The following is a 22,388-nucleotide window of genomic DNA, read 5'->3' as shown; positions in this document are numbered from 1 at the left end:
TCCTCTTTCGCAACGACGCAAGGGTTGAGCGCAGACTGCCGAGGCAGAACTTTCACAGGTGAGTGACGTGGCGCGATGGCTGCGATCCTTTCGGGCGACGATATAGCCGGGGAGGGAAAGGTGTGCGTGTTTTCACCATAATTGGTCCGTCACAATCGGGCAAAACGACTCTTGCTGCTGCTGTCGCTTCGATCGACGGTAAGCCCGGCAAAGCTGTGACTGTAAAGGGCGTTGGAACGATCCTGCCTTTTTCGTTCATGAATGAGGATTGGGCTGTCATCGACATGGATGGCGGCACCGAGAATCTGTCACACGCAGGTCCCACGGTGGCCGCCAGCGATGCTGCGGTCCTCTGCGTGTCGGCAGATGCAGACGCGGCTGATCTCGCCGCACCCTATATGCGCCTTCTCGAAGAATCAGATGTCCCCAGCATCATCTTCGTAAACAGGGTGGATTCGGCGATGAGCCGAATAAGCGAGATCGCCGCGGCACTGCAGACGTATTGTAGCCATCACATTTTGCTTCGTCAGATTCCGTTGCGTGAAAGGGGTGAGATCGTTGGCACTGTTGATCTGATTTCTGAGCGTGCTTGGAAGTATAATGAGGGTGCGCCTTCGGCTTTGATTGAAATTCCTTTGACCATGCTGGACCGGGAGGCTGATGCGCGGAATGCGTTGTTAGAAACGTTGGCAGATTTCGATGACAGTCTGTTAGAGCAATTGATCGAGGACCGAAAACCGCTAACGGATGACATATATAATGTCGCGACCCAAACGGTGCAGCATCATGATTTGGTGCCGATGTTGTTGGGATCTGCAGAGCACAAGAACGGGCTGGTTCGGTTGATGAAGTCGTTGCGGCACGAAGCACCGGATGTGGCGCGCGCACGTGCGCGTTTGTCCAAAGGCGGCAAGGCAATCGCCACAGGCGTGATGGCCGATCAAGTGAAACATCTAGGTAAAATGATAGTGGTCCGTGCGTTGCAGGGAACACTTGGGGGTGGAAACCCCGTGGCGAGCGCTGTTTTGGGTGGATTGACTGATATTGTGTCAGGTCAAGACAGCGTACCAGAGGGAGGGCTTGGGATAGCGGTGAAATCAGATCATCTGTCTCTTGGAAAATCTTTTTCCAGCGAAGCTGTTTTGAGTTTGCCAGGTTGGGCTCTCTCTCATACGCCGAATTACCGGCGCATTGTGACGCCATCGCATGAGAGGGATGAGGCGCGTTTGTCCGGCGCTTTGGAGCGCTTACGCGAGATTGATCCGGCATTGCGGATTGGTGTTGATCCGTTTTCCGGGCATGCAATTTTAGAAGCGCAAGGGCCGCAACACTTTAAACGCATCTTGGGACTGTTACGCGAACGCTTTGGGATCAACGTGGAAGAGGCTGTTGTACCGCCGGCCCTGCGTGAGACAATTGTGAAGCCCGTGCGACATATCCATCGGCACCGAAAGCAGTCGGGTGGGGCAGGGCAATTTGCCGATGTGCAAATTGACATTCGTCCTCGAGATCGCGGGGAAGGGTTTCTGTTTGACGATATTGTCAAAGGTGGAGCCGTTCCGAAAAACTACATCCCGTCTGTTCAGGCGGGCGCGATTGACGCTTTGGAGCAAGGTCCCAATGGGTATTCGGTGGTGGATGTTGGTGTGACTTTGGTTGATGGAAAACACCATTCTGTTGATAGCTCTGATTTTGCATTTCGTATGGCGGGGCGGACTGCCGTACGAGAGGCGGTTGCCTTGGCAGGGACCGTGATCTTGCAGCCGATTATGAAAGTCCGAATTCATGTGCCTTCTGTTTATTCGGGTGGGTTGGTGCCTGTCGTCAGCGGGTTGAAAGGGCAAATCCTAGGGTTTGAAGGGCATGAATTTGCCGCTGGTTGGGATGTGTTTGAAGCGATGTTGCCGACGGCATCCTATGATGCCCTTGGAAACACGCTTGCCTCGGCCACACGTGGTACAGCGTGGTTTGATGCAAAGTTTCATCATTATACTGAGGTCTATGAGAAAGGCTTGGCCTTCGCTTAACTCTTGGTTTGTCCTCGTTACCTAAAACATCGGCGAAGTACGCTGCGGCATTACGTTTCGCGGCAAATGGACCTATCCGATTGATCGTCGGGTCAACCTGTTCTAAAAGGGCCTCGAATGAGTCTATCTGTCAGCTTGATGCCAGCTTTTGGACTTAGTGAGATCTGTGAACCCGCGCGTTTGGCAATGGCGCTGAATGACGCAAAAACCCCTTCTATGAACGGTGAAAGGTAAAAATCCAATGACCGACACATCGAAACCAGACGTATTGTATACAATTGTAGACGAAGCGCCTGAGCTGGCTTCTGCGTCCTTGCTGCCAATCGTACGCGCCTTTGCTGGTGCGGCTGAACTGAATGTTGGCACTAAGGATATTTCCTTGGCTGGCCGCATCATTTCTACATTCCCGGAAAGCCTGACCGAAGAGCAGCGCCAGTCAGATGACTTGGCGGATCTGGGCGTTTTGGTGAAAACACCAGATGCCAACGTAATCAAGTTGCCAAACATTTCTGCGTCTGTTCCACAGTTGGTTGCCGCAGTTGAAGAGCTGCAGGCCAAAGGCTATGCGCTGCCGGATTATCCTTCCAATCCTGCAACCGATGAAGAAAAAGCGATCCGCGCGCGGTATGACAGCATTAAAGGTTCCGCCGTGAACCCGGTTTTGCGCGAAGGTAACTCTGATCGTCGCGCTGCAAAGGCGGTTAAGAATTTTGCTCAGAATAACCCGCATTCGATGGGTGCTTGGGCGTCTGACAGCAAGACCAAAGTGTCGAGCATGCCGGACAATGATTTCTATGCAAACGAGAAATCTGCGATCATCACGGCTGCACAAGCTGGTGACGCTAAGATTGAATTCGTTGCAAAAGACGGTGCAGTAACTGTGCTGAAAGATGCTTGGCCGTTGGAAGAAGGCACCGTTGCGGACGCGACTTTCATGTCTGTAAAGGCACTGTCTGCATTCTTGGCTGATGCGATCGAAGATACCAAAGCTGATGGCACCATGTTCTCGTTGCACATGAAAGCCACCATGATGAAGGTGTCCGACCCAATCATCTTTGGTTTCGCGGTTAAAGCATGGCTTGCGCCAGTGTTCGAAAAGTTCGGCAAAGAGCTGGATGATTTGGGCGTGAACGTAAACTCTGGCATGGGTGACCTGCTAGAGCGCGTAAAAGACAATGCGGACATCATGGCAGCCATCGAAGCTGTCACAACGGAACGTCCAGCGATGTATATGGTTGATTCCGATAAGGGCATCACCAACTTGCACGTGCCATCCGACGTTATCATTGATGCGTCTATGCCAGCTGTGATCCGTGCAGGTGGTAAAGGTTGGGACGCGGCCGGTAAAAAGGGTGACACAAACTGTGTAATTCCTGACCGTTGCTATTCCACAATCTACGATGAGTCTGTGAACTTCTTTAAAGCCAACGGCGCGCTGAACCCAGCGACTGCCGGTGCCGTAGCCAACGTCGGCTTGATGGCACAAAAGGCTGAAGAGTACGGTTCGCACCCAACAACATTCCAGGCACCTGCAGATGGTGTGATCCGTGTTGTTTTGGCAAACGGTGAAACACTGCATTCTCATGATGTAGAAGCAGATGACATCTGGCGTGCGTGCACTGCTAAAAAAGCGCCGATTGAAAACTGGATTGAATTGGCGATGGATCGTCAGCGTTTGACCGGTTCAGAGTCAATCTTTTGGTTGGATGCAAACCGCGCGCATGATGCGCAGTTGATCTCGCTGGTGAAGCCAGCGCTGGAAGCGGCCGGTGTTGCCGATAAATTCCAGATCATGGCGCCGCGTGAAGCGACAGCGCAAACGCTGAAAACCATCACAGCTGGCAACGACAGCATCGCGATTTCTGGCAATGTTTTGCGGGATTACCTGACTGACTTGTTCCCAATTCTGGAGCTGGGCACCTCTGCTAAAATGCTTTCGATTGTGAAGTTGATGAAAGGTGGCGGTTTGTTTGAAACTGGCGCTGGCGGTTCTGCACCTAAGCACGTTCAGCAGCTAGTCGAAGAAAACCACCTGCGTTGGGACTCTATGGGTGAGTTCTGTGCCCTTGGTGAAAGCTTTAATTTCCTAGCGGATACGCAAGGCAACAAAAAAGCTGGCGTTTTGGGTGTTGCTGCTGAAGCGGCGACGCAAGGTATCTTGGACAACAACCGTTCGCCTTCTCGTAAAGTGGGTGAGCCTGATAACCGGGCAAGCCACTACTGGTTCGCGCGTTATTGGGCAGAAGCATTGGCTGCACAGACAGACGACGTGGAGCTGGCAAACCACTTTGGCGAGATTGCAGATCAGTTGGCTGCGGGTGAGGAGAAAATCCTTGCTGAGCTGGCAGCAGTTCAAGGTGCGGCTGTTGATCTGGGCGGTTACTTCAAAACGGACCCTGCTAAGACCGCAGCTGTGATGCGCCCAAGTGCAACACTGAACGCGATCATCGGTTAAGTTAAATCATATTCTAAATGTAAAAGCGCCCGGGGAAACCCGGGCGCTTTCTTGTTTTGTGAGTGTGGAAAAAGTGAGTTTAGTTATTACTGAGTGGTAGGGAGTTAGGAATTCGCTGCGACCTTTCGATCCTGCATTTCTTGCTTCAAAAGAGCCTCGTAAATTTTGCGGTCGTCTTCGTTTTCAGCCGTACTGATGCCGCCATGTCTGGCGACACGAGCTGACATTTGCAGAATGTTGTGGTAACTATCGGATCGTGCTTCTGCCCGAGCGACAGCATTTTGCAGGCTTGTTAAGCTGCCGGCGCGCGTCAAAGATATGAGCGATACCGGTTCGCCAGCACAGACCTGAATCGTTGCGCCAGCTGCACGAGCGGAGGGCAAGTCACGGATGCGCCGATTGATCATCTTTTCAAGTTCAAATTGTGAAAATGGTTTCCGGCTGCTGGTCGCGATGGCAAAGACGCCATTGCCGCGATAGGTCACAAGATCGCTTTCTTCGCCATAAATATCGACGGCAAGCTTACTGATGTCTGTCAGCAAGTTCCGGAAGTCGAGGCGGGATGTGTTTCTAAAAACTTTCTCAACGTTTAGAATTTTGATCGCAAGAACGCTGGTTAGCATCATGCGCATTCGGGACAGCTGAAGCAGGTAGTTTTCAAAGGAGACATAGCCAACCATACGCTCGACGCCTAGTATCTCTACTGGCTCGCTGAGGTTGTGCTCAAAGCTGCGTGCGAGGTCGTTTTTAAGGGTGGTTACCTCGGCGCGGCGACGGTTCGCACGGGTTTGTTCCTCTATCAATCGTTCAGCGTTTTTCAGGCGGCTAAAGAGTTCTAGAAACTCAAACGGCTTTGAGATGTAGTCCGTTGCTCCAGCTTGAAATGCGCGGTCGACGAATTTCTTTTGAGCCATCGCTGTCAGCATAAGAATAGGTGTGTCTCGATAGGCCTCTTGCTCGCGTAAGCGGCGGCACAATTCGATCCCATCCATGCCAGGCATCTGAATATCCAGCAAAAAACAATCAAACTTTTGCTGATCCCAGCGCGTTGCGGCCAACGCTTTGTGGGCGCTTGGTACAGTATATATCTTATGGCTGGTTTCTGCTGCTATGGATGCAGACAGGAGCTCGCGGATGTTTTCATCATCGTCGACAGCAAGTATGCGCATCGCCTATTCCACTATCTTTGCTTCAACCGAAACGGGAGGCATGTCGGGCTGCTTCTGCACCCTAGGGAACCCTGTTCGTATCAAGGCACCAGAAAAACCTAATTAGCTAGGCATGTTGGCAGAATGGTGGCCATTTGTGGTCAAATTTGGGCGGATACCCCTTGAGTTGAGCAACAGATTGGTAGCGATTTGGAAACAAATCCTAACAAACTGTAAAAAACCACGAAAATGCCGCAAAGGATTAATCCGCTTTTAACTTGAGTTGCGTACCTTAGTCCTTGAGGCAGAAAAAATAATTCGGAAGAAACTGAATGAGCATTACCGCGTATAAGCGGACGATCTCGGACACCGAGACGCCGCGACAAATCGAGCGGCGCGTCCTATCAAGTGTGACGGCTGAATTGGAATCCCGGCAACTAGACTTTGATCAGGCCCAAAAGCCCGGTGAAAAATTGGCTATGCTGGCGAATGGATTACGCGACAGTCTGTGGTATAATGAACGTATCTGGATGACGATGCGTAATGATCTGGCCGAAAGCGGAAACGCTTTGAGCCCCGATTTGCGGGCGGGCTTGATCTCTTTAGCCCTTTGGGTTGAAACTCATACTCAAGGCGTCATGAAGGGTGAAAAGAAAATTAAACCCCTGTTGGATGTTAACCGCAGTATTATTCGCGGGCTTGAAGGCAATCCAATGCATGTGATGGAGTAAAATTTGGCACTTCGTCTAACGCTTAAACCGAACGAAAAGATTGTTATTAACGGCTGCGTCATTCGCAACGCCGATCGTCGGCAATTGCTGACGATTGAAAATCATGCGGATATTGTTCGCGGTGTTGATCTATTGGACGAAGATGAAGCAGGTTCGCCAGTTAAGACGGTGTACTACTTTATCCAAACGGCTTTGCTGAACCCAAAAGTGCGCGACGACCTGGTTCCAGTTATTCAAAAAGATCTGGCGGCGTTGGTCCCGATCTTTCACGAAGAAATCGGTGGGCATATTTTTGAAGCAGCCAGCCATGTTTCTTGTGCAGATTTTTACAAAGCAATGCGCGCGCTGCGGCCGTTGATAAAATACGAAGCCCGTTTATTGGACATGCTTAAAGGCAAGGAGGCCGCTACGGCGGCAGAGTAGCCATGGTTTTAAGTATTTCCGGATTGGGTAGCCAGCTTTCGTTGAATTTGATTGATCGTACCAAGGATCGTCAAATGGAGACGTTGCGCAATGAAGCGCAGCATCAACGTGCGGCTGAATCCTTTCGGGAGCGCATAAGCAATATCTCTACTCCTGAAGAGTTCGTTAAGGACTTTGAGGTTTATTCCTTTGTTATGCGTGCCTTTGACTTAGAAGACCAAATTTTTGGCAAAGGCATGATGCGCAAAATCTTGGAAAGTAATCCTGACGATGATGAGTCATTGTTGAACCGGTTGGTAAACGCCAATTTCGACGAGATTCATGAGGCAATGGGCTTTACGACCGGGGCAGGAGTGCAGACACCTGACTTTGCAGACACGGCTTGGCAAGATCAGATTGTTGATCGCTATTTTGATACGGTATTCCGTCTAGAGAATAATGTGCAAAATCCGACTGTTGGTACGGTGTTGGAATTGCGCGATAAAGTCGGTGAAATTGACAGCTGGTTTGACGTCTTAAAAGACAGAGAGATCGCAGAGTTTTTCAGAACAGCCTTGGCATTGCCATCTCAAATGGCGACGCTGGATGTCGATAAGCAGGTCGAGATTTTCTCTGAAAAATTCGACCTTTCAAAGTTATCAGATCCGGAAGAAGTATCGCGTTTGGAAACACGTTATCTTGCGATTTCTGATGTTTTGAATCCGCCGCAATTTCAAACGAACAGCATCGCCGTTCAGTTGCTAAGCTCTTCTGCTAGTGGCCAATTTATTCCGATTACAATTGATATACCTAGCATCCAATACGCGAGTGCTTCGCTGTATCGTTGATCACTCGATCATGTCTTCTTCGTCAGTTTCGGGCAGCTCGATGTCACCGCTTTCTGCCAATTGAAGAGCAATCTCGACCATTTCAGATTGCGCTTCTTTGACTTCGCGGGATTTGACAGGGCCCATTGCTTTCATTTCGTCAATTAGCATGTCACGCGAACGAGCAGGCATGGAGCTTAGGAAGTGCTCACGCACTTCTTTTTCAGCACCGCGCAGCGCCAAAGGCAGGCTGTTTCCAGACACTTCACGCATAACACGTGCTAAGGCGTTGGCTTTTAGGTTCACAAGATCGTCGAAAACAAACATCTTTTGTTTGATGGCCCGCAGCTTTTCGGGGATCTTTTGCTCTAGATCGCGCGAAAGGCCTTCGAACAGTTTGGCGTCCAATTTGTTGAACACTTTGACTAGCTTCTTTTCGGCTTCAGCTTCAGCATCGTGACCCGCCTTGGCGAGGACTTCGCGGCGCAGGCTGTCTTCGATTGCGTGGATGGCTTCAGAAGGAAGTTCTTCCATGCCAACCATACGTTCAACCAGATCAACAGAGCGATCATGCCCCAGCAAAGGCAATACCTTTGCGACAGCGTCAGGTGTGATACGCGAAAGAATGACGGCAACCGTTTGATTGTGTTCTTTGCGTAAGTAATCCGCCAGCATCTTTTCGTCGAGGAGTGAGAGGTCTTTCCACAGATCACCAGTCCCGCTGCCTTCGATTTCGTTTAGGATTTCGGCAACACGGTCTTCGGGAAGAAAACCTTTGAGTAAGCCTCGCGCCGCTTCGACGGAACCCGTGATCCCGCCGTAACTAGAAACTTTTTGGCCAAACTCACGCATGACTTCTTCGACGACTTCTGCTTGAACTTCGCCCATCGCTGAAATCGCACGTGTAATTTTCGAAATTTCGGCTGTGTCCAATTGCTGCATAAGGGCGCCGCCACGGTCTTCACCTAGGCACAGAAACAGAATCGCTGATTTCTCTGGCCCGGTCAGGCGTTTGGCGCGTCGAAAGCTGGCAAACTGGTTCATAGGCCCGTCCCGTTTATTCGGGTTTTAAGGATTGTTATCCATGAATAGCCCGATCTATTCTTGTTGATCAACAATAACCTTTAAATTGGGGTAAAGACAATCGTCTTTTAGGCGAGTTTATCCGCCGCCTGCGTAGGGTAGGTAGGATTCCATCAGAGACCCCGCGAGCATGTACCAACCATCAATCAAAACAAAGAATATGACCTTAAACGGAAGTGAGACGATCACAGGGGGCAACATCATCATACCCGCGCTCATCAGGACGGATGCGACGATCAGGTCAATCGCGATAAACGGAAGGTACAGCAAGAAGCCAATGGTGAATGCCCGGCGCAATTCGGAGATCATAAAGCTGGGTACCAGGATGCGCCACTCAACGTCATCGACCGATGTCACCGCGACATCTGGGTCCGATTTCCCTGCAATGTCGCGGAACAGCGACATGTCCTTTTCGCGCGTATTCGCAAACATGAACGATTTGAACGGTTCGGAAATTGCCATTACGGCTTGTTCTTCGGTGATCGAATTTTGGATCAAAGGACGTAGGCCGCTTTGGTAGGCGTCATCAAAAACAGGTTCCATCACAAAATAGGTCATGAACAACGCCATAGCGTTTAGAACCATGTTTGGGGGCGTTTGGTTTAAACCAAGCGCGGATCGAAGCATCGAAAAGACAATCACAAATCGGGTAAAACTGGTCATAACGACCAGAAGACCCGGTGCGATGGACAGGATCGTAACAATCGCAAAAAGCTGGATGATCCGGCCCGATAAGCTGGCCGCGTCGTCCGTACCTGCATCCGTATTGCTGAGCGTGGTAGAAAGATCGCGTATCAGGCTGCCAATATCAGCATCTTGGGCCATAGCGGGCGCGACGAAGGCAAGGGCCAGAAGCAGCCCTAGACCAATCGTTAATAGATATTTGCCTGCAAGAATGCGTGCCACAGAAAGTCCGATCAATTACCGGGGATGAAATCCTTGACGATCTCTCGCAACGCAACACCGATGAAATCACCGTTCACTTTGACCAAATCGCCGCGGGCCACCATACGGTCATTGATCATGATGTCGATGGGGTCGCCGACCTTTCTGTCGAGTTCGATGACTGAGCCGCGTGTTAGTTCTAGCAAATCGGCAATCGACATCCGGCTACGGCCAAGGACCACGCGAACGTCGAGTTTCACATTGTATAGTGCGTCGATGTTTCGACCGTCGCCACCCTGCGCCATGGCTTCAAGAGTCGCAGGATCAATGCCATTTTGAAGCGCCTCGGTTTCTTGTGGCGCATCTTGACCTTCTGGGGCGGCGTCTGGGGTCGGAGTGTCTTCTGACATGCGTTAGACCTTTTGAGAGTGTTGATTCAATTCTTCAGAAGCGTGGCGCAGGGCATCCAGAACTTCTGAGCAGACATTGTTTAGGCTGTATTTCATAAACCCGTTGTCCCAAGACATGCGGGCTTCGCCATCTTTCAAATCGGGATCAGCGGCGATGTTTAGATTTGTCGTGGAGTCTTCGTTCGCGAGTGCAATAAGGTCGCTGGACAAAGCTGCCTCGGTTGCGGGCGAAAGCCGCATGCACAGCGTGGTTTGCCCTTTACCGATATGTATTGCGTCTTTTAGGCGTGCTTGGACTTGCTCGGTTGAAAAGCTCTTAAGGAGGTCTGGAACAACTCGTTCGCAAATATCCAAAACCATGTCGACAAGGTCACTTTCCAGCTCAAGTCGTCGCTGCGCATCCTGGGTAATAAAGACGGACATTTGGTCACGTAAATCATTTAGGGCAGCAGTTGCTAAAACCTGATGCTCGCCCTGTGCTTCCAGGCGGCCCGCTGTTAGACCTGCTGCGTGGCCCTGCTCTGCGCCTTGCGCCCTTGCATCGGCCAAGAGTTTGCCAAGCTCTTCTTCTGTAAAGGAAAATACCGGGACATCCTGTGGTGCAGATTGCGAATTGCTGGAGTGTACATCGCCAAACCGATCACATTCCGCGTCGAAGTCACGAAGGTTCAGGGCCATCATGCTTCAGCCTCCGAGTGCAACCAGGTGCGAAGAACGCGTAAGACATCTTCTGGTTTTTCTTCCGCCATATTTTGGATCGCTTCAACACGTGCTTTGATCAAGTTGCCGCGTACACCAAGTGTTTCGATGTATTCATGTGGGCCATCGTCTTCGTCTAAATCAAATAGGCTGGTTACACCCGGGCCTTTGGGATCAAAGGATAGGGGTTCTGGCCGTCCACCATATGCGGTGCCGTTATCTGATGCGGGTTTCGGTTGTGAGCCGTCCGGCAAGGCGTTTACTGGCAAAGGTGCAGGCTCACCTTCCGCTGTTTCGCTTAACACTTCGCCATCTGGTCCAATCAGGGAAACCGATTCATCTGCGGCTGGAAGCGCAGCTTGAGGTTTCTCAAGAAGGGTGCGCAGGGCAGGGCGTACGCCTAGTATCATCACCAGAGCGACAACCATCAGACCCAAGAGGCCTCGTAGGATAGAGACAATGTTGCGCGTGATTTGATCACCCATCGACATGGTGATTGGATCGCCGACTTCCATCGAATAGTCCATAAAGCGTAAGCTATCGACCGAGATTTCATCGCCACGGGACGAGGTGAAGCCGACCGAGGATTTCACCAGTTCGGTGAGGCGCTCGATTTCTGCGGCATCGCGATCTGTGTAGACGACTTCGCCTTCGTCGACGTTGTAAATACCATTGACCAACACGGCGACAGAGAGGCGCCGGATTTCGCCAGCTTCGCGTACAATTTCACGGCGTGTGTTGCCGATTTCGTATTGAACAGTTTCGCCAGTTTTCGATTGGGTAGAAGAGGCGGCACCGCCTCCTGCGTCTTGCAGCGCAGCTGGAATGTTGTTTTCAACGCCTACGCCACCAGCGCCTTCTGTGCCGGCTTGTTCTTCGTTACGGCTTTCGGTGGACCGGACGACTTGCTGATCTGGATTGAAGCTTTGTTCAACGACCACTTCGCGGGCGGTTGTCAGTTCTACGTTTACCCGAACACGTGCGTTACCTGCACCAACGCGCGCGGTCAGCATGTTTTGCACTTCTTGGGCCAGCCGCTCTTCGATGCTGGATTTTGTGGATTGCATGGTGACTTGCGACGCACCTTCACCAGATTCAGCTAAAATAACTTCACCGCTCGCTGACAGAACTGTCACGCGGCCTAAGTCCAGTTCGGCAACGGAGGATGCAACCAAATTCCGGATCGCAGAAGCTTGTTTGCGGTTGATGGTTCGTCCTGGAACAGGGCGGACGATGATAGATGCGCGCGGATTTGGTCGTTCGCGGGAAAAGGCTTCGCGTTCTGGCAGGACTAGGTGAACGCGTGCGCTTTGTACGCCCTCCAGCGTCTGGATCGAACGAGCCAATTCACCTTCCATCGCGCGCAGGCGGTTCACGCGTTGCATAAAGGTGTTCATTGCTAGGCCCGATGCGTCATCGAATAGTTCCCAGCCCGGATCGCCTTCGATTGGAAGGCCAGTTTCAGCCAGCACCATGCGGGCACGAGCTAGGTTGTTGGCGGGAACCATGACAGTTGTGCCGTCCTCGCCCATGCGTGCGTCAAAACCTGCGTTGGCTAGTGTAGCCTCTACCGACGTTGCGGTGGCAGGTGATAGGTTTTTGTAAAGCGTCGCGTAGTCTGGGGTGGCTACTGCCGAAATGCCTAGAATCAAGGCCGTCATCAAACCAACAGCAACGCCGCCTAGAATCATGAGACGTTTCTGGCCAAGGTCCATTAGGTTTTTGATCAGATTTTGCACGATGACTCCGATGCATTCATTGGGTGGTTAAAAATAAACTAAACTATTTTTGCACGGCAAGTAAATAACCATGTCTATACTTGCAATCATTATGAATAAATAGGAGTATAGTTCTTGAATAAAGATGGATTTATCAATGGCAAAAGAGCCTAAAGCCAAGGATCAAGAGCCCGCAGCAGAGGCTGAGGGCGAAGAGGGCGCGAAGCCTAAGTCCAGCAAAAAGCTATTGCTGGCTGCGATTGTTTTGTCTGTGATTTCCTTGGGCGGAGGATTCTTTCTTGCGCAAATGGCGTTTAAAAATGACGCCAAGCAATATGAGCCAGACTACGTTGAAGAATCCGAGGAAGCCCCAGCAGAAGGTGAAGAAACTGCTGAGGGCGAGGCAGACCCTTATGCCGAAGGGGATGCCAAAGAAGAAGAGACCGCCGAAGTCGCTCCTGAAGACGAAGGGATGTTGGATTTTGATGAGATCCTCACCAACATCGTCAGCCATAACGCGCAGGGTGTGCCTTCGAATGCCTTTCTAAAGCTAGAGGTGGTTCTGGTTTACCGCCCCGACGAGGGCGCGAAGGAAATGATGGAAAAGCGCCAGCCGTTCATGCGGGATTTGTTTAACGGCTATGCCCGCAGTCTGACTGAAGCTGACGTGCGCGGCATGGCGGGCATTTTGAACGTCAAGGCAGAGTTGTTGAAGCGAGCACGCGCCGCTGCAGGCAACGACCTTCCACAAGAAATTCTAATCAGCGATCTGATCGTACAATAGGACCGTCATGAACAAGGTAATGACCCCAGAAGAGATCGAAGCGCAGAGCGGTAATCTGGTGGATGAAATCATCCGCATGTCAGATTTCTCGTTCGAGCGGTTGCCTATGCTCGACATTATTGGCGAACGGTTGGCTGATTCCATCTCTGTCATCATGCCTGAGCTTACTGGTGTGATTTGCGAAGCGTCTCTAAACCAGCTTGACTACCTACCAATGGCCCAAGCGACGGAGTCGCTGAATCTGCCAGCGATGCTTGGGATAGTTGCGGCACAAAACCTTGATGGTGAAATCCTGATTGCGATGGATGCCACTTTTGCTTTGACCGCAATGGAGCTGATGCTCGGCGGTAGCGCAAAGGGCGAGATGGTGCGCCAGTCCGAAGAATTCACGGCTATTGAACGGGGCTTTGGTCATCGACTTGGCGATGTTCTAGCAACGGAATTACAGCGTGGTCTCGCCATGGTTGGCGACGTGGACTTAGAATTGGATCGTGTTGAAACCGACCCAGATTCCGCGTCGGTGACACAACCAGCCAATTTATGTGTGCGTATGCGGTTAACCGTGGTTTTGGGGGGGCGTACCGGTTCAATTGATGTCGTCATCCCATATGATGCACTGGAACCTATCCGCCCGAAATTGGGCAAAATTCACTTTGGTGAGCCGTCCGAGGATGGCAATCCTTGGAAAGAACAGCTGAGCGGGCAAATAGAACGTTCAACTGTTGAACTTGAAGCAGTTCTGACGTCTGTCGAAATCCCAATTCAAACTGTGATAAATTGGAAGCCCGGCGATACCATCAATCTTTGGATTGATGAAGAGCACGAGGCAAATGTCGTCTGTGCTGAAACAAATATGTTCAAAGCCGTCATGGGCAAACGAAACAACGGCAATACTGCCATTCGTATTACCGAGCAGATAGAAGCCGAAGAGGAGACCGAAAATGGCCGCGACCCTTACTGATATTGTAATTATTCTCTTACTCGCAGGAAGCATTGGCTACGGCTGGTATGTTTCACGCAAAGTGCAGGTCTTAATGGCAGCACTCCAGCAGCTAGAGCCGTTGGTCGAGCAGTTTTCCTCTGCGGTCGATAAATCCGAAGAGTCTGTGCACCAGTTGAAGTTGAACCTGCAAGATCCTCCACAGCCCGAACCAAGGGTTGAGGATGATGATGAGCCGATGTTCAGTACGCGCCGCCAATCTGGCCATAAGATCCCTGGCGTTCAGGTAGTCCGTAACAAACAAGACCTGGTGCGGCGTTTCTTTGAAACATCTCGTTCGGAAAAAAGGGCCTGATTCATGGCAAAATTTCTTCTCGGCAAGGTTCTTATTGGTGGTTTGGTGATCACTGCTTTTGCAAAGGCAGCCGTTTCCTTCCCAGATTTGCCCAATGCATTTGACGCGCCGCAGCCGGACACAGCCATTATTCTGGCTGCAGCGAGCGCCGAAGAAGAAGTTCCTGAAGAAGAGGAAGATTTGCCACCGCCAGTGGTTGCTGGATTGGGTAGCGAGCCTGCGATGTGTGAAACGCCAGAAGAAGTTTTACGGTCACTATCCTTGGAGCGCGACTTGATCGCGGATCAACGAAAGATGCTGGATGTTCGTGAATCCGAATTGGCATTGGCACGTGAGAAACTTGGGCTTGAAAAGGCTGCTTTGACAGAGCTTAAGGATTCTATCGAAACTCTTTTGGGAAAAGTCGAAGCACAGCAAACAGCCGATTTGGAACGCTTGATCAGCTTCTATAAAAACATGAAGCCTGCAGAGGCGGCCGGGATCATTGATGACCTAGATATTGAGGTTACTATTATGGTTTTGGGCACTATGAATCCACGAACCGCCGCCCCGATCATGGCGAAGATGAGTCCTGTGCGCGCACGCGCTGTTTCCAAGATCATTCTTGAGCGCAGCCAGTTACCAGGCGACCAAGATTTGAATGGTATTCGCCTAAACTAATAAAATGACGGCAGAATTTCCGATTGTTGCGGGGGTCATCGCGTATGCGGTGGCCTAATTCACTTGAGTAAAATTAGTTTCATTTGAAATCAATATTACTAACTGCTACATGTGTGTGCCTAGCAACCTGTGAAATTTGATGAACGCAACCCGAGCAATATCCTTATCAGCGTCCAAACCAACCAATACCCAAGGGGTGTCTGCGGACCATATGTTTGACCGATTTCAGGAAGATATTCTGGGTATTTGTGGTGAGTTCTATTTGCGGCGTGCTGACAGTGGGACGCGGTTTTCCGGTGCGATCAGCAAGCGTAAATCGGGTGGGTTTGGATTCGCACAAATCGGCCATAACTCTTTTGGGGTTCAACGGCGCCCCAAGGATATTCGGCGTGATAGTCTGGATCAGTTCGTTTTAATTGAGCAGAAATCCGGTAACAGCTGTGTCGTACACAACGGTACGGAGACGAACTTGGTAGCTGGCGATTTATATCTGTTAGATGCAGCCAGGCCTTGCGACATTCAAAATGGTGGAAAATCTGCGCAACATTCCGTTCTGCACCTTCCACGTGAAAGCATGACGCAACGGTTCGGCCCGATGTTAGCCGGTGGATTGAAGGTCGCAGCAACGGATTCAACCGGGCTGGCTATGCGATCTATTCTACGTAAAATCGAAAAGGCTGATGATCCAGACTACTCGCCTTTTGGGGATGCGTTTTATTCGTTGTTTGGCGCGCATCTTGCAGAGCGAAGGACACAAGCGCCCAGTGGCTTAAACCTCGACCAAGCTTTGGTTTCGCAGGCGATGGGCATTATTCGGCAACACTACCGAGATCGAAAGCTGGCGACAAAGAAAATTGCCGAAGTAATCGGGACGTCACCACGGCGATTACAGGCGGCATTTGCAACCTATGGCGAAAGTCCACATGCGACACTTCAAAAGTTCAGATTAGAGGCGGCTCATTCAATGTTGATGGCTTCTGAAATGAACGGCCACACAATTGCACAGATTGCCTTTGCAAATGGATATAGTGATTTGAGTACGTTTCACCGCCACTTTAAAGCGCGGTTTAATCTCTCTCCAACGGCTGCAATGAATCAGAGTTTGCGCGATTTGCAATGAATTGGCGCGCGCTTTGCCAAGACCGTACCGCGAATTGCTAGATAGCTTTCCGGGATATGTAAGGCCGCATTTTGCGGTGATATTCCTGAGAGGACAGAAACCGTGTCGAAAGCATTTTCATTAACCATCGGTGACGCGGCTTATGCCGTTGATTCAACTTTTGATGTTGTTAACCCGTCAACAGGTGCGGTCGTTGGCCAGGCACCTGACGCATCAACAGAGGATTTGGATGCCGCCGTTGCTGCTGCCAATTCGGCGTTTAAAGCTTGGAGCGTAACCTCTGAAAAGGACCGCCAAGCTGCGTGCATTGCTATAGCTGATAAGCTTGAAGAGAATGCTGAGGAATTGGCGCAAATTTTGACACGAGAGCAGGGTAAGCCGCTTGGTGGTATTGGCTCGCGTTGGGAGGTAGAGAAAGTTGTGGCTTGGGCACGCTTTACCTCCAAACTGTCGCTGCCTGTTGAGGGGATCCAAGACAATGAGGCAGGACGTGTTGAATTGCATCGCAAGCCACTCGGCGTTGTTGGGTCTATTACTCCCTGGAACTTTCCGCTTTTGATCGCAATGTGGCATGTGGCTCCTGCCATTCTTTCTGGCAACACAGTGGTCATTAAGCCTTCGCCATATACGCCACTATCGACATTGCGAATGATCGAGTTGATGTCCGAAGTGCTTCCGGCAGGCGTCGTAAACTGCGTGACAGGTTCAGATAGCAGCGGTTCGAACATTGGCGGTGCAATGTCTGCGCACGAAGGTATTCGTAAGATTGTATTTACAGGTTCCTGTGGCACCGGTGAAAAAGTGATGGAGTCCGCGGCATCTACGATGAAACGTCTGACGCTAGAATTAGGCGGGAACGATGCTGGTATTGTTTTGGGTGATGTTGATGCCGAAGCGATTGCACCTGGTTTGTTCTGGGGGATCTTTATCAATAACGGCCAAACTTGTGGTTCGCTTAAACGGCTTTATGTGCATGAAGACGCGCATGATCAGGTGGTTGACGCTTTGGTGGCCTTTGCAAAAACGATCAAAGTTGGTGACGGATTAGCCGAAAGTAGCGTGCTTGGCCCAATTCAAAACCAGATGCAGTTCGACAAAGTTTCCCGTTTGGTCGCAGATGCAAAATCCCGCGGAGATGTGAAACTTGGTGGCGAACCGGGTGAAGGCCTGTTTTTTCCTCCAACAATTATCACTGGTCTGAGTAATGACGACTCCCTTGTCAGTGAAGAGCAGTTCGGTCCGGCGATTGGCGTTGTGAAATACACTGATCAGGACGACATCATTGCAATGGCTAATGACAGTGACAATGGTCTAGGTGGCTCTGTGTGGTCCAGCGATGTTGAAAAGGCACGTGCACTGGCTGGGCAGCTGGAATGCGGGACCGCGTGGGTTAATAAACATGGTGCTTTGCAGCCGAATGCCCCGTTTGGCGGTGTGAAAAAATCGGGTCTTGGCGTCGAATTCGGCGACGAAGGCTTAAAGGCTTATACTGATATTCAAGTCATCATGAGCTAAACGTTTGTCAGCAAAAGAAAGAAGGGGCGCTCATTTGGCGCCCCTTCTTTCTTTGAAACGAACTGGGAAGGACGTTTCCAGCAGACAGGTAGACGCTAGTAGCTATCTACTCTCGTCGACTCGCCTTCTACCAACTTGGACAATGTTATATCGAGCATACGCAGCTCTTCGGCATTGAGCTTGTTGGTGAAGTAGGTTTGATTTTCGTTAACAATTGGGTGGCACGCCTCTAGGAGGGCGCGGCCGCTTTCAGTTATGACGAGGCGCCGAGATCGGCCATCTTTGGGATCGAACTCCTGTTCAATCCATCCCTTTTTGCGCATTTGTAAAAGCAACCGGGAAATTGCTTGCCGCGTAATTCCAACGTGATCTGCGATTTCTGACGGAGTTGTAATGTCTTCCAACCCAATCCCAGACAGCACGCACCATTGCAGCCTTGAAAGCCCGTATTTGGCGAGCTTTTTCTCCAGCCTATCTTGGATGATTTTCGATAAGCGACTCAGGCGAAAACCCAAGCGAGAACGTAAATCATATTCGGTTTTTGGCTCTTTCAGCTCAGCCATGGTCTGTTTTCCAGTTTCTGTTGCTTCCGTTAATCTATTTTCAAGTCATTGAAATAAATTGAATTTTCTTTCTCAAGACGGGTGAGTTGAATTTACATTACATGCTTATAGTTGCGCTTGTAAATAATTTCTTGACGCAATCAGTTGCAATTGAAATAGTTAGCAGTGTTAATCATGTGGTGAGTGAGAAGACGCTAGCCATAGTTGAGCAACAAACAGGGAGACAAAATAATGAAAACTTTTGCAAAGGGCGTTGCAACGACAGTCGCCATGCTGGTCGCATCCGCGTCGTACGCTGAAAATCTATCACTCGCATACTTCATGGGGCCAAATCACCCGATGAACAAAGCGTTCCTCACGCCAATGGGTGAGATGATTGAAGCAGAAACAGGTGGTAACGTTACCGTTCAACACTTTCCAGGTGGGGCCTTAAATGCGAGCCCACCAAATCAATACTCCATCATGCTTGATGGCGTGGCGGACATTGTCTTTATGCTGCCAAGCTTCTCACATCGCTTGTTCCAGAAATCAGCTGTTTTAAGCCTTCCAGGCGTTTGTGAATCCGCAGCAGCATGCACCGAGGCCATTCGGGCTTCGCGTGATGAGATCGAAGCGGAATACAAAGGCAAAATGATCGGGTTCTGGACTAATTCGCCACCCGTCTTGATCACGCGTGGTAAAGCGGTGCGTAGCCTTGAAGACGCACAAGGGCTGAAAATCCGAGTTTCTGATCCAACAGCTATTCCATTCCTCGAAGCGCTGGGGATTTCAGCAATCGCGCTCCCGGTGACAGAGGTCAACCAAAGTCTCGCAAACGGGATTGTTGATGGTGTTATGATCGATCCATCGGGCATCCTATCCTTTAAACTGGACGAGCCGGGTGACTATATCACGACCTGGTTCCCAGGTGGCCCAGCGACCTTTGCTGTTTTGATGAACCAAGACGCATATGACAGCCTTAGCGAAGAAGATCGCGCGGCGATTGACCGGGTTGCGGACTCCAACTTGTCGATGCAAGCGGCACAGACCTATGCGTCTATCGGCCAAAAAGGCATCGATAAAGCCGCCGCTTCAGGCCTCGAAATCATTGATCTTCCAGACGCTGAGCGTGCCAAAATTCAGGCGGTTATCGATGAAGTCATGGTTGACCTGAAAAAGAACCCGGCCGGCGACAAAACTGTAGGTGATGTCATCACCATGTTGCAGGGAGGTTAATATGTCAGGCCACAACCTTTCCTCGATTCCACTAGGATCAACCATCCGTAAGCTTGGAACAATCGCATGTGTCATAGGAAGCCTCGGCGTAACCTTTATGATGCTTTTGACGGTCGTCGGCGTTTTCTGGCGCTATGTGCTGAATGACGCACTTTTCGGATTGCAGGATGTGTCTGTCCTAACGGCTTCGGTGGTTGTGGCCTGCGCCATTTTCTATGGTGGGATCTATGGAGCCCACGTCACCATTGAATTGATTGAGCGCCACTTCGGTGACCGCGTGCTTCGCATCGCTGATGTGCTCGTTCACGCGCTATCTGTCGGCATCCTCGTCGTTGCCGTGCGTGCATTAATCAAGAAAGGCAGATGCGGGTTTGACTGTGGGCACATCACTGTGAACCTCGGGATTCTGCATCAGCCGTTTTATTACATACTGGCCGGCGCTTGCGCGTTGATGGCCGTGTACTACAGCTTGCGGTTCATCGCAGCGCTTCAACCAGTAAGGAACTGACCATGGACTTGGCAACAATCGCGATCATCGGTTTCGCTGTCCTTCTGATTTTGCTCTATCTGCGCATGCCCGTTGGATTGGCCATGCTTCTTGTCGGAACAGTGGGTATTTATTTCATCCGTTCTAATGCGGCTCTGCCTAAACTTGCCGGCGAAATCTTTGCAGAAGCAACATCGTACCCGCTGACCATCATTCCATTGTTTGTTTTGATGGGTAATCTCGCTGGTGTTTCTGGTATGAGCCGAGAGATTTATGGCGCTGCCTATGCATGGCTAGGCCGTTTTAGAGGTGGTCTTGCATCTGCCGCTGTTGTGGGGTGCGCAGGCTTTTCAGCTTTATCAGGGTCTAGTTTAGCCTCTGCGATGACGATGGGCCGCGTGTCGCTGCCAGAAATGAAGCGGTTCGGATACCATGATGGTTTGGCGACAGGTGCTATCGCTGCGGGCGGTACATTAGGCATCCTGATCCCGCCATCCGCTGGCTTTGTTGTATACGCAATTCTGACAGAAGAAAGCATCGGTCGACTATTCTTGGCCGGCGTTTTGCCAGGCCTACTGCTAACCCTATTGTTCATCGCTGCGATTTGGATTTCGGTCATCATTAATCCGTCCAAAGCGCCTATGAATGATACTGTTATGACAGCCCGTGAAAAGTGGTTGGCGCTCTGGAAGTCCAGCACAATCCTTGGGATTATCTTTTTAACGATTGGTGGCATTTACACCGGTGTATTTTCGGCGACAGAAGCTGCAGGTATTGGCGCGTTTTTAGCATTCATGGTCACGCTGTATCGGCGCAAACTAACCAAAGATAACCTGCAAGACGTGTTTGGTCAGACTCTGCGGGCAACAGGTACTGTATACCTGATCCTGTTTGGCGCATTTGTCTTCAAAACGTTCATTGGGTTCACCGGTGTAACGTATGCTTTGTCGACATGGGTCGCTGACCTTGGCTTAACAGGTTCACAAGTTGTCATAGCCTTCCTATTGCTCTTCATCGTGCTAGGAATGTTCTTGGATGGCTTTGCCATGTTGGTTTTGACTATTCCGCTGGTTCAGCCAATTTTGGAGCCACTTGGCGTTGACATGGTCCTCTTTGGTGTCCTTGCTGTGATTGCTTTAGAGATGGGATTGATTTCGCCTCCGGTTGGAATGAATGTCTTTATCGTCAAAGGTGTTGCGCCTGACGTCCCAATCGGGACAATTTTCAGAGGCATCTGGCCGTTTTGGATCGCGATGTTCCTGACACTTGTCATTCTGCTTGTCTTCCCTGCCGTCGCACTGTTTTTACCAAACACAATGTTTGGCAGTTAACTAAGGAACTCACTCTAATGGGTATCGCATTACGCTCGAACAAGAGGCGTCCAGTTCACATGGGCCGGTTGCCGTTGGAAACACTGTCGCGCGCAGCAACGGTGGACTTTGATAAAGTCCCGAGCTTTGAACCTTTGTCGTATCACCGACCAAACCAACCGGATTCCATCGTAAATGCGATGGGAGACCATCAGGCGATGTTGGATGCAATTCGCGATGGCTTGATCAATAAATCCGTCGCTGATGCGCCAGTTGAATTGGTTGAACGCGCCAATCACCTAAAGGCCTTTGGGTACTTTGCGGACGCTTCTATTGTCGGTGCCTGCGCATTGCCGACAAATGCAATCTTGCCAACGCCAATTCGCAATCCAGATATTGATCGTCTGGCCGAGGATTTGCGCACCAGGCAGACTAAAACATTTGCTTCTGGGATCGACCTGATCATGGCCGATCTCAAGGAGTCGATGGAAGCACCACCCACAACCATTTCCAATCATACACACGCTCTTGTCTTTTTGTATGAGCACCCCCGCGAGCCCAATAAAGATGAACCTGGGTCGGACTGGATCAAAGATGCATCTGCGCATCGGTCTTCGTTGCTGGCCGCCGAAACGGCAGTTGTTATTGCGAACTACCTTCGCTTGTTGGGTCATGACGCACGGGCGCATACAGCGAGCTCTAGTGATGTTGATTTGAATCGGTTGGCCGTTGCTGCAGGCGTTGCAATGGTTAAAGGCAGTGAGCTTGAAGCTCCTTTTATCGGATCGCGCTATGGTGTCGCAGCCGTAACAACAAGTTTTGAATTTGCTTCAGATTTGCCATTGGCAAAATTGCCGAAGCAACAAAATGAGCCTGCGTATGCCAAGCGACAATTCAAAGATGGCGCGCATCCGTTTGAAAAACTGAAGCGCGTTGATAATCCAACGACATACATTGACGAAGCACGCGTACCTCGCGTGCCGAAAAGGACTGACATGTTTAGCCGCGCCTTGTTCGGCGACATGGGTAAACCCGTTCAAGAGGGCGCGAAAGG

General features: G+C 50.7%; 21 protein-coding genes and 1 pseudogene. 15 read left to right on the top strand and 7 right to left on the bottom strand.

The genetic code is table 11. The annotated features are described in order from the left end of the window. The first annotated feature begins 122 nt into the window (after positions 1-122). Both Q4544_RS13230 and Q4544_RS13225 read left to right on the top strand, forming a co-directional pair. A complete protein-coding gene (locus Q4544_RS13230) occupies positions 123-2,027 on the top strand; it encodes an elongation factor G (RefSeq protein WP_303506988.1) in 1,905 nt (634 codons plus the stop codon). Between the two features lie 241 nt (positions 2,028-2,268). Continuing rightward, positions 2,269-4,482, top strand: a complete 2,214-nt coding sequence (locus Q4544_RS13225; RefSeq protein WP_303506986.1) for an NADP-dependent isocitrate dehydrogenase — start codon at positions 2,269-2,271, stop codon at positions 4,480-4,482. A gap of 104 nt (positions 4,483-4,586) precedes the next feature. On the opposite strand, the gene Q4544_RS13220 is transcribed toward Q4544_RS13225, so the two are convergent. After that, positions 4,587-5,651, bottom strand: coding sequence for a PleD family two-component system response regulator (locus Q4544_RS13220; protein ID WP_303506985.1), 1,065 nt, complete (start codon positions 5,649-5,651; stop codon positions 4,587-4,589). A gap of 311 nt (positions 5,652-5,962) precedes the next feature. Here Q4544_RS13220 and Q4544_RS13215 point away from each other — a divergent pair, with 311 nt between their 5' ends. Genes Q4544_RS13215 through Q4544_RS13205 form a run of 3 tightly spaced genes read left to right on the top strand, consistent with a single transcriptional unit; the run spans position 5,963 to position 7,611 of the window. Further along, positions 5,963-6,361: a flagellar biosynthesis regulator FlaF gene (locus tag Q4544_RS13215; protein WP_303506983.1), complete on the top strand. Its 399-nt coding sequence runs from the start codon at positions 5,963-5,965 to the stop codon at positions 6,359-6,361. Between the two features lie 3 nt (positions 6,362-6,364). After that, complete coding sequence (locus Q4544_RS13210) at positions 6,365-6,784, top strand: flagellar biosynthesis repressor FlbT (RefSeq protein WP_303506981.1); 420 nt, start codon at positions 6,365-6,367, stop codon at positions 6,782-6,784. A 2-nt stretch (positions 6,785-6,786) separates the two neighbouring features. After that, entirely contained in the window at positions 6,787-7,611 is an 825-nt protein-coding gene (locus tag Q4544_RS13205) for a DUF1217 domain-containing protein (protein WP_303506979.1), read from the top strand. Here the strand turns inward: Q4544_RS13205 and Q4544_RS13200 are convergent, their stop codons facing one another. From Q4544_RS13200 to fliF, 5 genes are all read right to left on the bottom strand, one after another. Further along, positions 7,612-8,634: a flagellar motor switch protein FliG gene (locus Q4544_RS13200; protein WP_303506977.1), complete on the bottom strand. Its 1,023-nt coding sequence runs from the start codon at positions 8,632-8,634 to the stop codon at positions 7,612-7,614. It abuts the gene before it with no gap. Positions 8,635-8,751: 117 nt separating this feature from the next. After that, positions 8,752-9,498: a flagellar type III secretion system pore protein FliP gene (fliP, locus tag Q4544_RS13195; protein WP_303507132.1), complete on the bottom strand. Its 747-nt coding sequence runs from the start codon at positions 9,496-9,498 to the stop codon at positions 8,752-8,754. A 92-nt stretch (positions 9,499-9,590) separates the two neighbouring features. After that, positions 9,591-9,968 (bottom strand): flagellar motor switch protein FliN, encoded by a 378-nt coding sequence (gene fliN / locus Q4544_RS13190; protein WP_303506975.1) that lies wholly within the window; start codon positions 9,966-9,968, stop codon positions 9,591-9,593. A gap of 3 nt (positions 9,969-9,971) precedes the next feature. Beyond that, positions 9,972-10,649 (bottom strand): FliH/SctL family protein, encoded by a 678-nt coding sequence (locus Q4544_RS13185; protein ID WP_303506974.1) that lies wholly within the window; start codon positions 10,647-10,649, stop codon positions 9,972-9,974. Continuing rightward, positions 10,646-12,406, bottom strand: coding sequence for a flagellar basal-body MS-ring/collar protein FliF (gene fliF, locus Q4544_RS13180; protein ID WP_303506973.1), 1,761 nt, complete (start codon positions 12,404-12,406; stop codon positions 10,646-10,648). Before fliF ends, Q4544_RS13185 begins: the two co-directional genes overlap by 4 nt. A gap of 136 nt (positions 12,407-12,542) precedes the next feature. Here fliF and fliL point away from each other — a divergent pair, with 136 nt between their 5' ends. The 6 genes from fliL to Q4544_RS13150 all read left to right on the top strand — a co-directional run bounded on the left by fliL (position 12,543) and on the right by Q4544_RS13150 (position 17,759). Further along, positions 12,543-13,169 (top strand): flagellar basal body-associated protein FliL, encoded by a 627-nt coding sequence (fliL, locus tag Q4544_RS13175; protein ID WP_303506971.1) that lies wholly within the window; start codon positions 12,543-12,545, stop codon positions 13,167-13,169. Between the two features lie 7 nt (positions 13,170-13,176). Continuing rightward, positions 13,177-14,130 carry a flagellar motor switch protein FliM gene (locus Q4544_RS13170; RefSeq protein ID WP_303506969.1) on the top strand — a complete coding sequence of 318 codons (954 nt, stop codon included), beginning with the start codon at positions 13,177-13,179 and terminating at the stop codon, positions 14,128-14,130. Continuing rightward, positions 14,111-14,464: a flagellar motor switch protein gene (locus Q4544_RS13165; protein WP_303506967.1), complete on the top strand. Its 354-nt coding sequence runs from the start codon at positions 14,111-14,113 to the stop codon at positions 14,462-14,464. The genes Q4544_RS13170 and Q4544_RS13165 overlap by 20 nt, the downstream gene beginning before the upstream one ends. 3 nt (positions 14,465-14,467) lie before the next feature. Beyond that, positions 14,468-15,124: a MotE family protein gene (locus Q4544_RS13160; RefSeq protein WP_303506964.1), complete on the top strand. Its 657-nt coding sequence runs from the start codon at positions 14,468-14,470 to the stop codon at positions 15,122-15,124. Between the two features lie 139 nt (positions 15,125-15,263). Beyond that, on the top strand, positions 15,264-16,244 hold the full coding sequence (locus Q4544_RS13155; protein WP_303506962.1) for a helix-turn-helix domain-containing protein: 981 nt from the start codon (positions 15,264-15,266) through the stop codon (positions 16,242-16,244). A 102-nt stretch (positions 16,245-16,346) separates the two neighbouring features. Beyond that, positions 16,347-17,759 (top strand): aldehyde dehydrogenase family protein, encoded by a 1,413-nt coding sequence (locus tag Q4544_RS13150; RefSeq protein WP_303506961.1) that lies wholly within the window; start codon positions 16,347-16,349, stop codon positions 17,757-17,759. A gap of 95 nt (positions 17,760-17,854) precedes the next feature. On the opposite strand, the gene Q4544_RS13145 is transcribed toward Q4544_RS13150, so the two are convergent. Next, positions 17,855-18,322 (bottom strand): MarR family winged helix-turn-helix transcriptional regulator, encoded by a 468-nt coding sequence (locus tag Q4544_RS13145; protein WP_303506959.1) that lies wholly within the window; start codon positions 18,320-18,322, stop codon positions 17,855-17,857. A 231-nt stretch (positions 18,323-18,553) separates the two neighbouring features. On the opposite strand from Q4544_RS13145, the gene Q4544_RS13140 reads away from it, so the two are divergent. The 4 genes and pseudogenes from Q4544_RS13140 to Q4544_RS13125 all read left to right on the top strand — a co-directional run. Next, complete coding sequence (locus Q4544_RS13140) at positions 18,554-19,537, top strand: TRAP transporter substrate-binding protein (protein WP_303506957.1); 984 nt, start codon at positions 18,554-18,556, stop codon at positions 19,535-19,537. 1 nt (position 19,538) lies between these two features. Continuing rightward, positions 19,539-20,045 (top strand): TRAP transporter small permease, encoded by a 507-nt coding sequence (locus Q4544_RS13135; protein WP_303506955.1) that lies wholly within the window; start codon positions 19,539-19,541, stop codon positions 20,043-20,045. 2 nt (positions 20,046-20,047) lie between these two features. Next, positions 20,048-21,355: a TRAP transporter large permease gene (locus Q4544_RS13130; RefSeq protein ID WP_303506953.1), complete on the top strand. Its 1,308-nt coding sequence runs from the start codon at positions 20,048-20,050 to the stop codon at positions 21,353-21,355. Positions 21,356-21,372: 17 nt separating this feature from the next. After that, positions 21,373-22,388 (top strand): annotated as a pseudogene (locus tag Q4544_RS13125) (NAD-binding oxidoreductase); the annotation flags it as partial.

Origin of the sequence: Cognatishimia sp. 1_MG-2023, from assembly GCF_030548175.1 — a bacterium.
Lineage (GTDB): Bacteria > Pseudomonadota > Alphaproteobacteria > Rhodobacterales > Rhodobacteraceae > Cognatishimia.
Note: the sequence above shows the minus strand (reverse complement) of the source record. Positions and strands in the feature narration are given on the sequence as shown.

Excerpts from the sequence above, each read along its gene's own strand:
- Q4544_RS13225 (WP_303506986.1), top strand. The coding sequence starts at position 2,269 with ATGACCGACACATCGAAACCAGACGTATTGTATACAATTGTAGACGAA.
- Q4544_RS13220 (WP_303506985.1), bottom strand. The coding sequence starts at position 5,651 with ATGCGCATACTTGCTGTCGACGATGATGAAAACATCCGCGAGCTCCTG.
- Q4544_RS13215 (WP_303506983.1), top strand. The coding sequence starts at position 5,963 with ATGAGCATTACCGCGTATAAGCGGACGATCTCGGACACCGAGACGCCG.
- Q4544_RS13205 (WP_303506979.1), top strand. The coding sequence starts at position 6,787 with ATGGTTTTAAGTATTTCCGGATTGGGTAGCCAGCTTTCGTTGAATTTG.
- Q4544_RS13200 (WP_303506977.1), bottom strand. The coding sequence starts at position 8,634 with ATGAACCAGTTTGCCAGCTTTCGACGCGCCAAACGCCTGACCGGGCCA.
- fliP (WP_303507132.1), bottom strand. The coding sequence starts at position 9,498 with ATGGCCCAAGATGCTGATATTGGCAGCCTGATACGCGATCTTTCTACC.
- fliN (WP_303506975.1), bottom strand. The coding sequence starts at position 9,968 with ATGTCAGAAGACACTCCGACCCCAGACGCCGCCCCAGAAGGTCAAGAT.
- Q4544_RS13185 (WP_303506974.1), bottom strand. The coding sequence starts at position 10,649 with ATGATGGCCCTGAACCTTCGTGACTTCGACGCGGAATGTGATCGGTTT.
- fliL (WP_303506971.1), top strand. The coding sequence starts at position 12,543 with ATGGCAAAAGAGCCTAAAGCCAAGGATCAAGAGCCCGCAGCAGAGGCT.
- Q4544_RS13170 (WP_303506969.1), top strand. The coding sequence starts at position 13,177 with ATGAACAAGGTAATGACCCCAGAAGAGATCGAAGCGCAGAGCGGTAAT.
- Q4544_RS13165 (WP_303506967.1), top strand. The coding sequence starts at position 14,111 with ATGGCCGCGACCCTTACTGATATTGTAATTATTCTCTTACTCGCAGGA.
- Q4544_RS13160 (WP_303506964.1), top strand. The coding sequence starts at position 14,468 with ATGGCAAAATTTCTTCTCGGCAAGGTTCTTATTGGTGGTTTGGTGATC.
- Q4544_RS13155 (WP_303506962.1), top strand. The coding sequence starts at position 15,264 with ATGAACGCAACCCGAGCAATATCCTTATCAGCGTCCAAACCAACCAAT.
- Q4544_RS13145 (WP_303506959.1), bottom strand. The coding sequence starts at position 18,322 with ATGGCTGAGCTGAAAGAGCCAAAAACCGAATATGATTTACGTTCTCGC.
- Q4544_RS13140 (WP_303506957.1), top strand. The coding sequence starts at position 18,554 with ATGAAAACTTTTGCAAAGGGCGTTGCAACGACAGTCGCCATGCTGGTC.
- Q4544_RS13135 (WP_303506955.1), top strand. The coding sequence starts at position 19,539 with ATGTCAGGCCACAACCTTTCCTCGATTCCACTAGGATCAACCATCCGT.
- Q4544_RS13130 (WP_303506953.1), top strand. The coding sequence starts at position 20,048 with ATGGACTTGGCAACAATCGCGATCATCGGTTTCGCTGTCCTTCTGATT.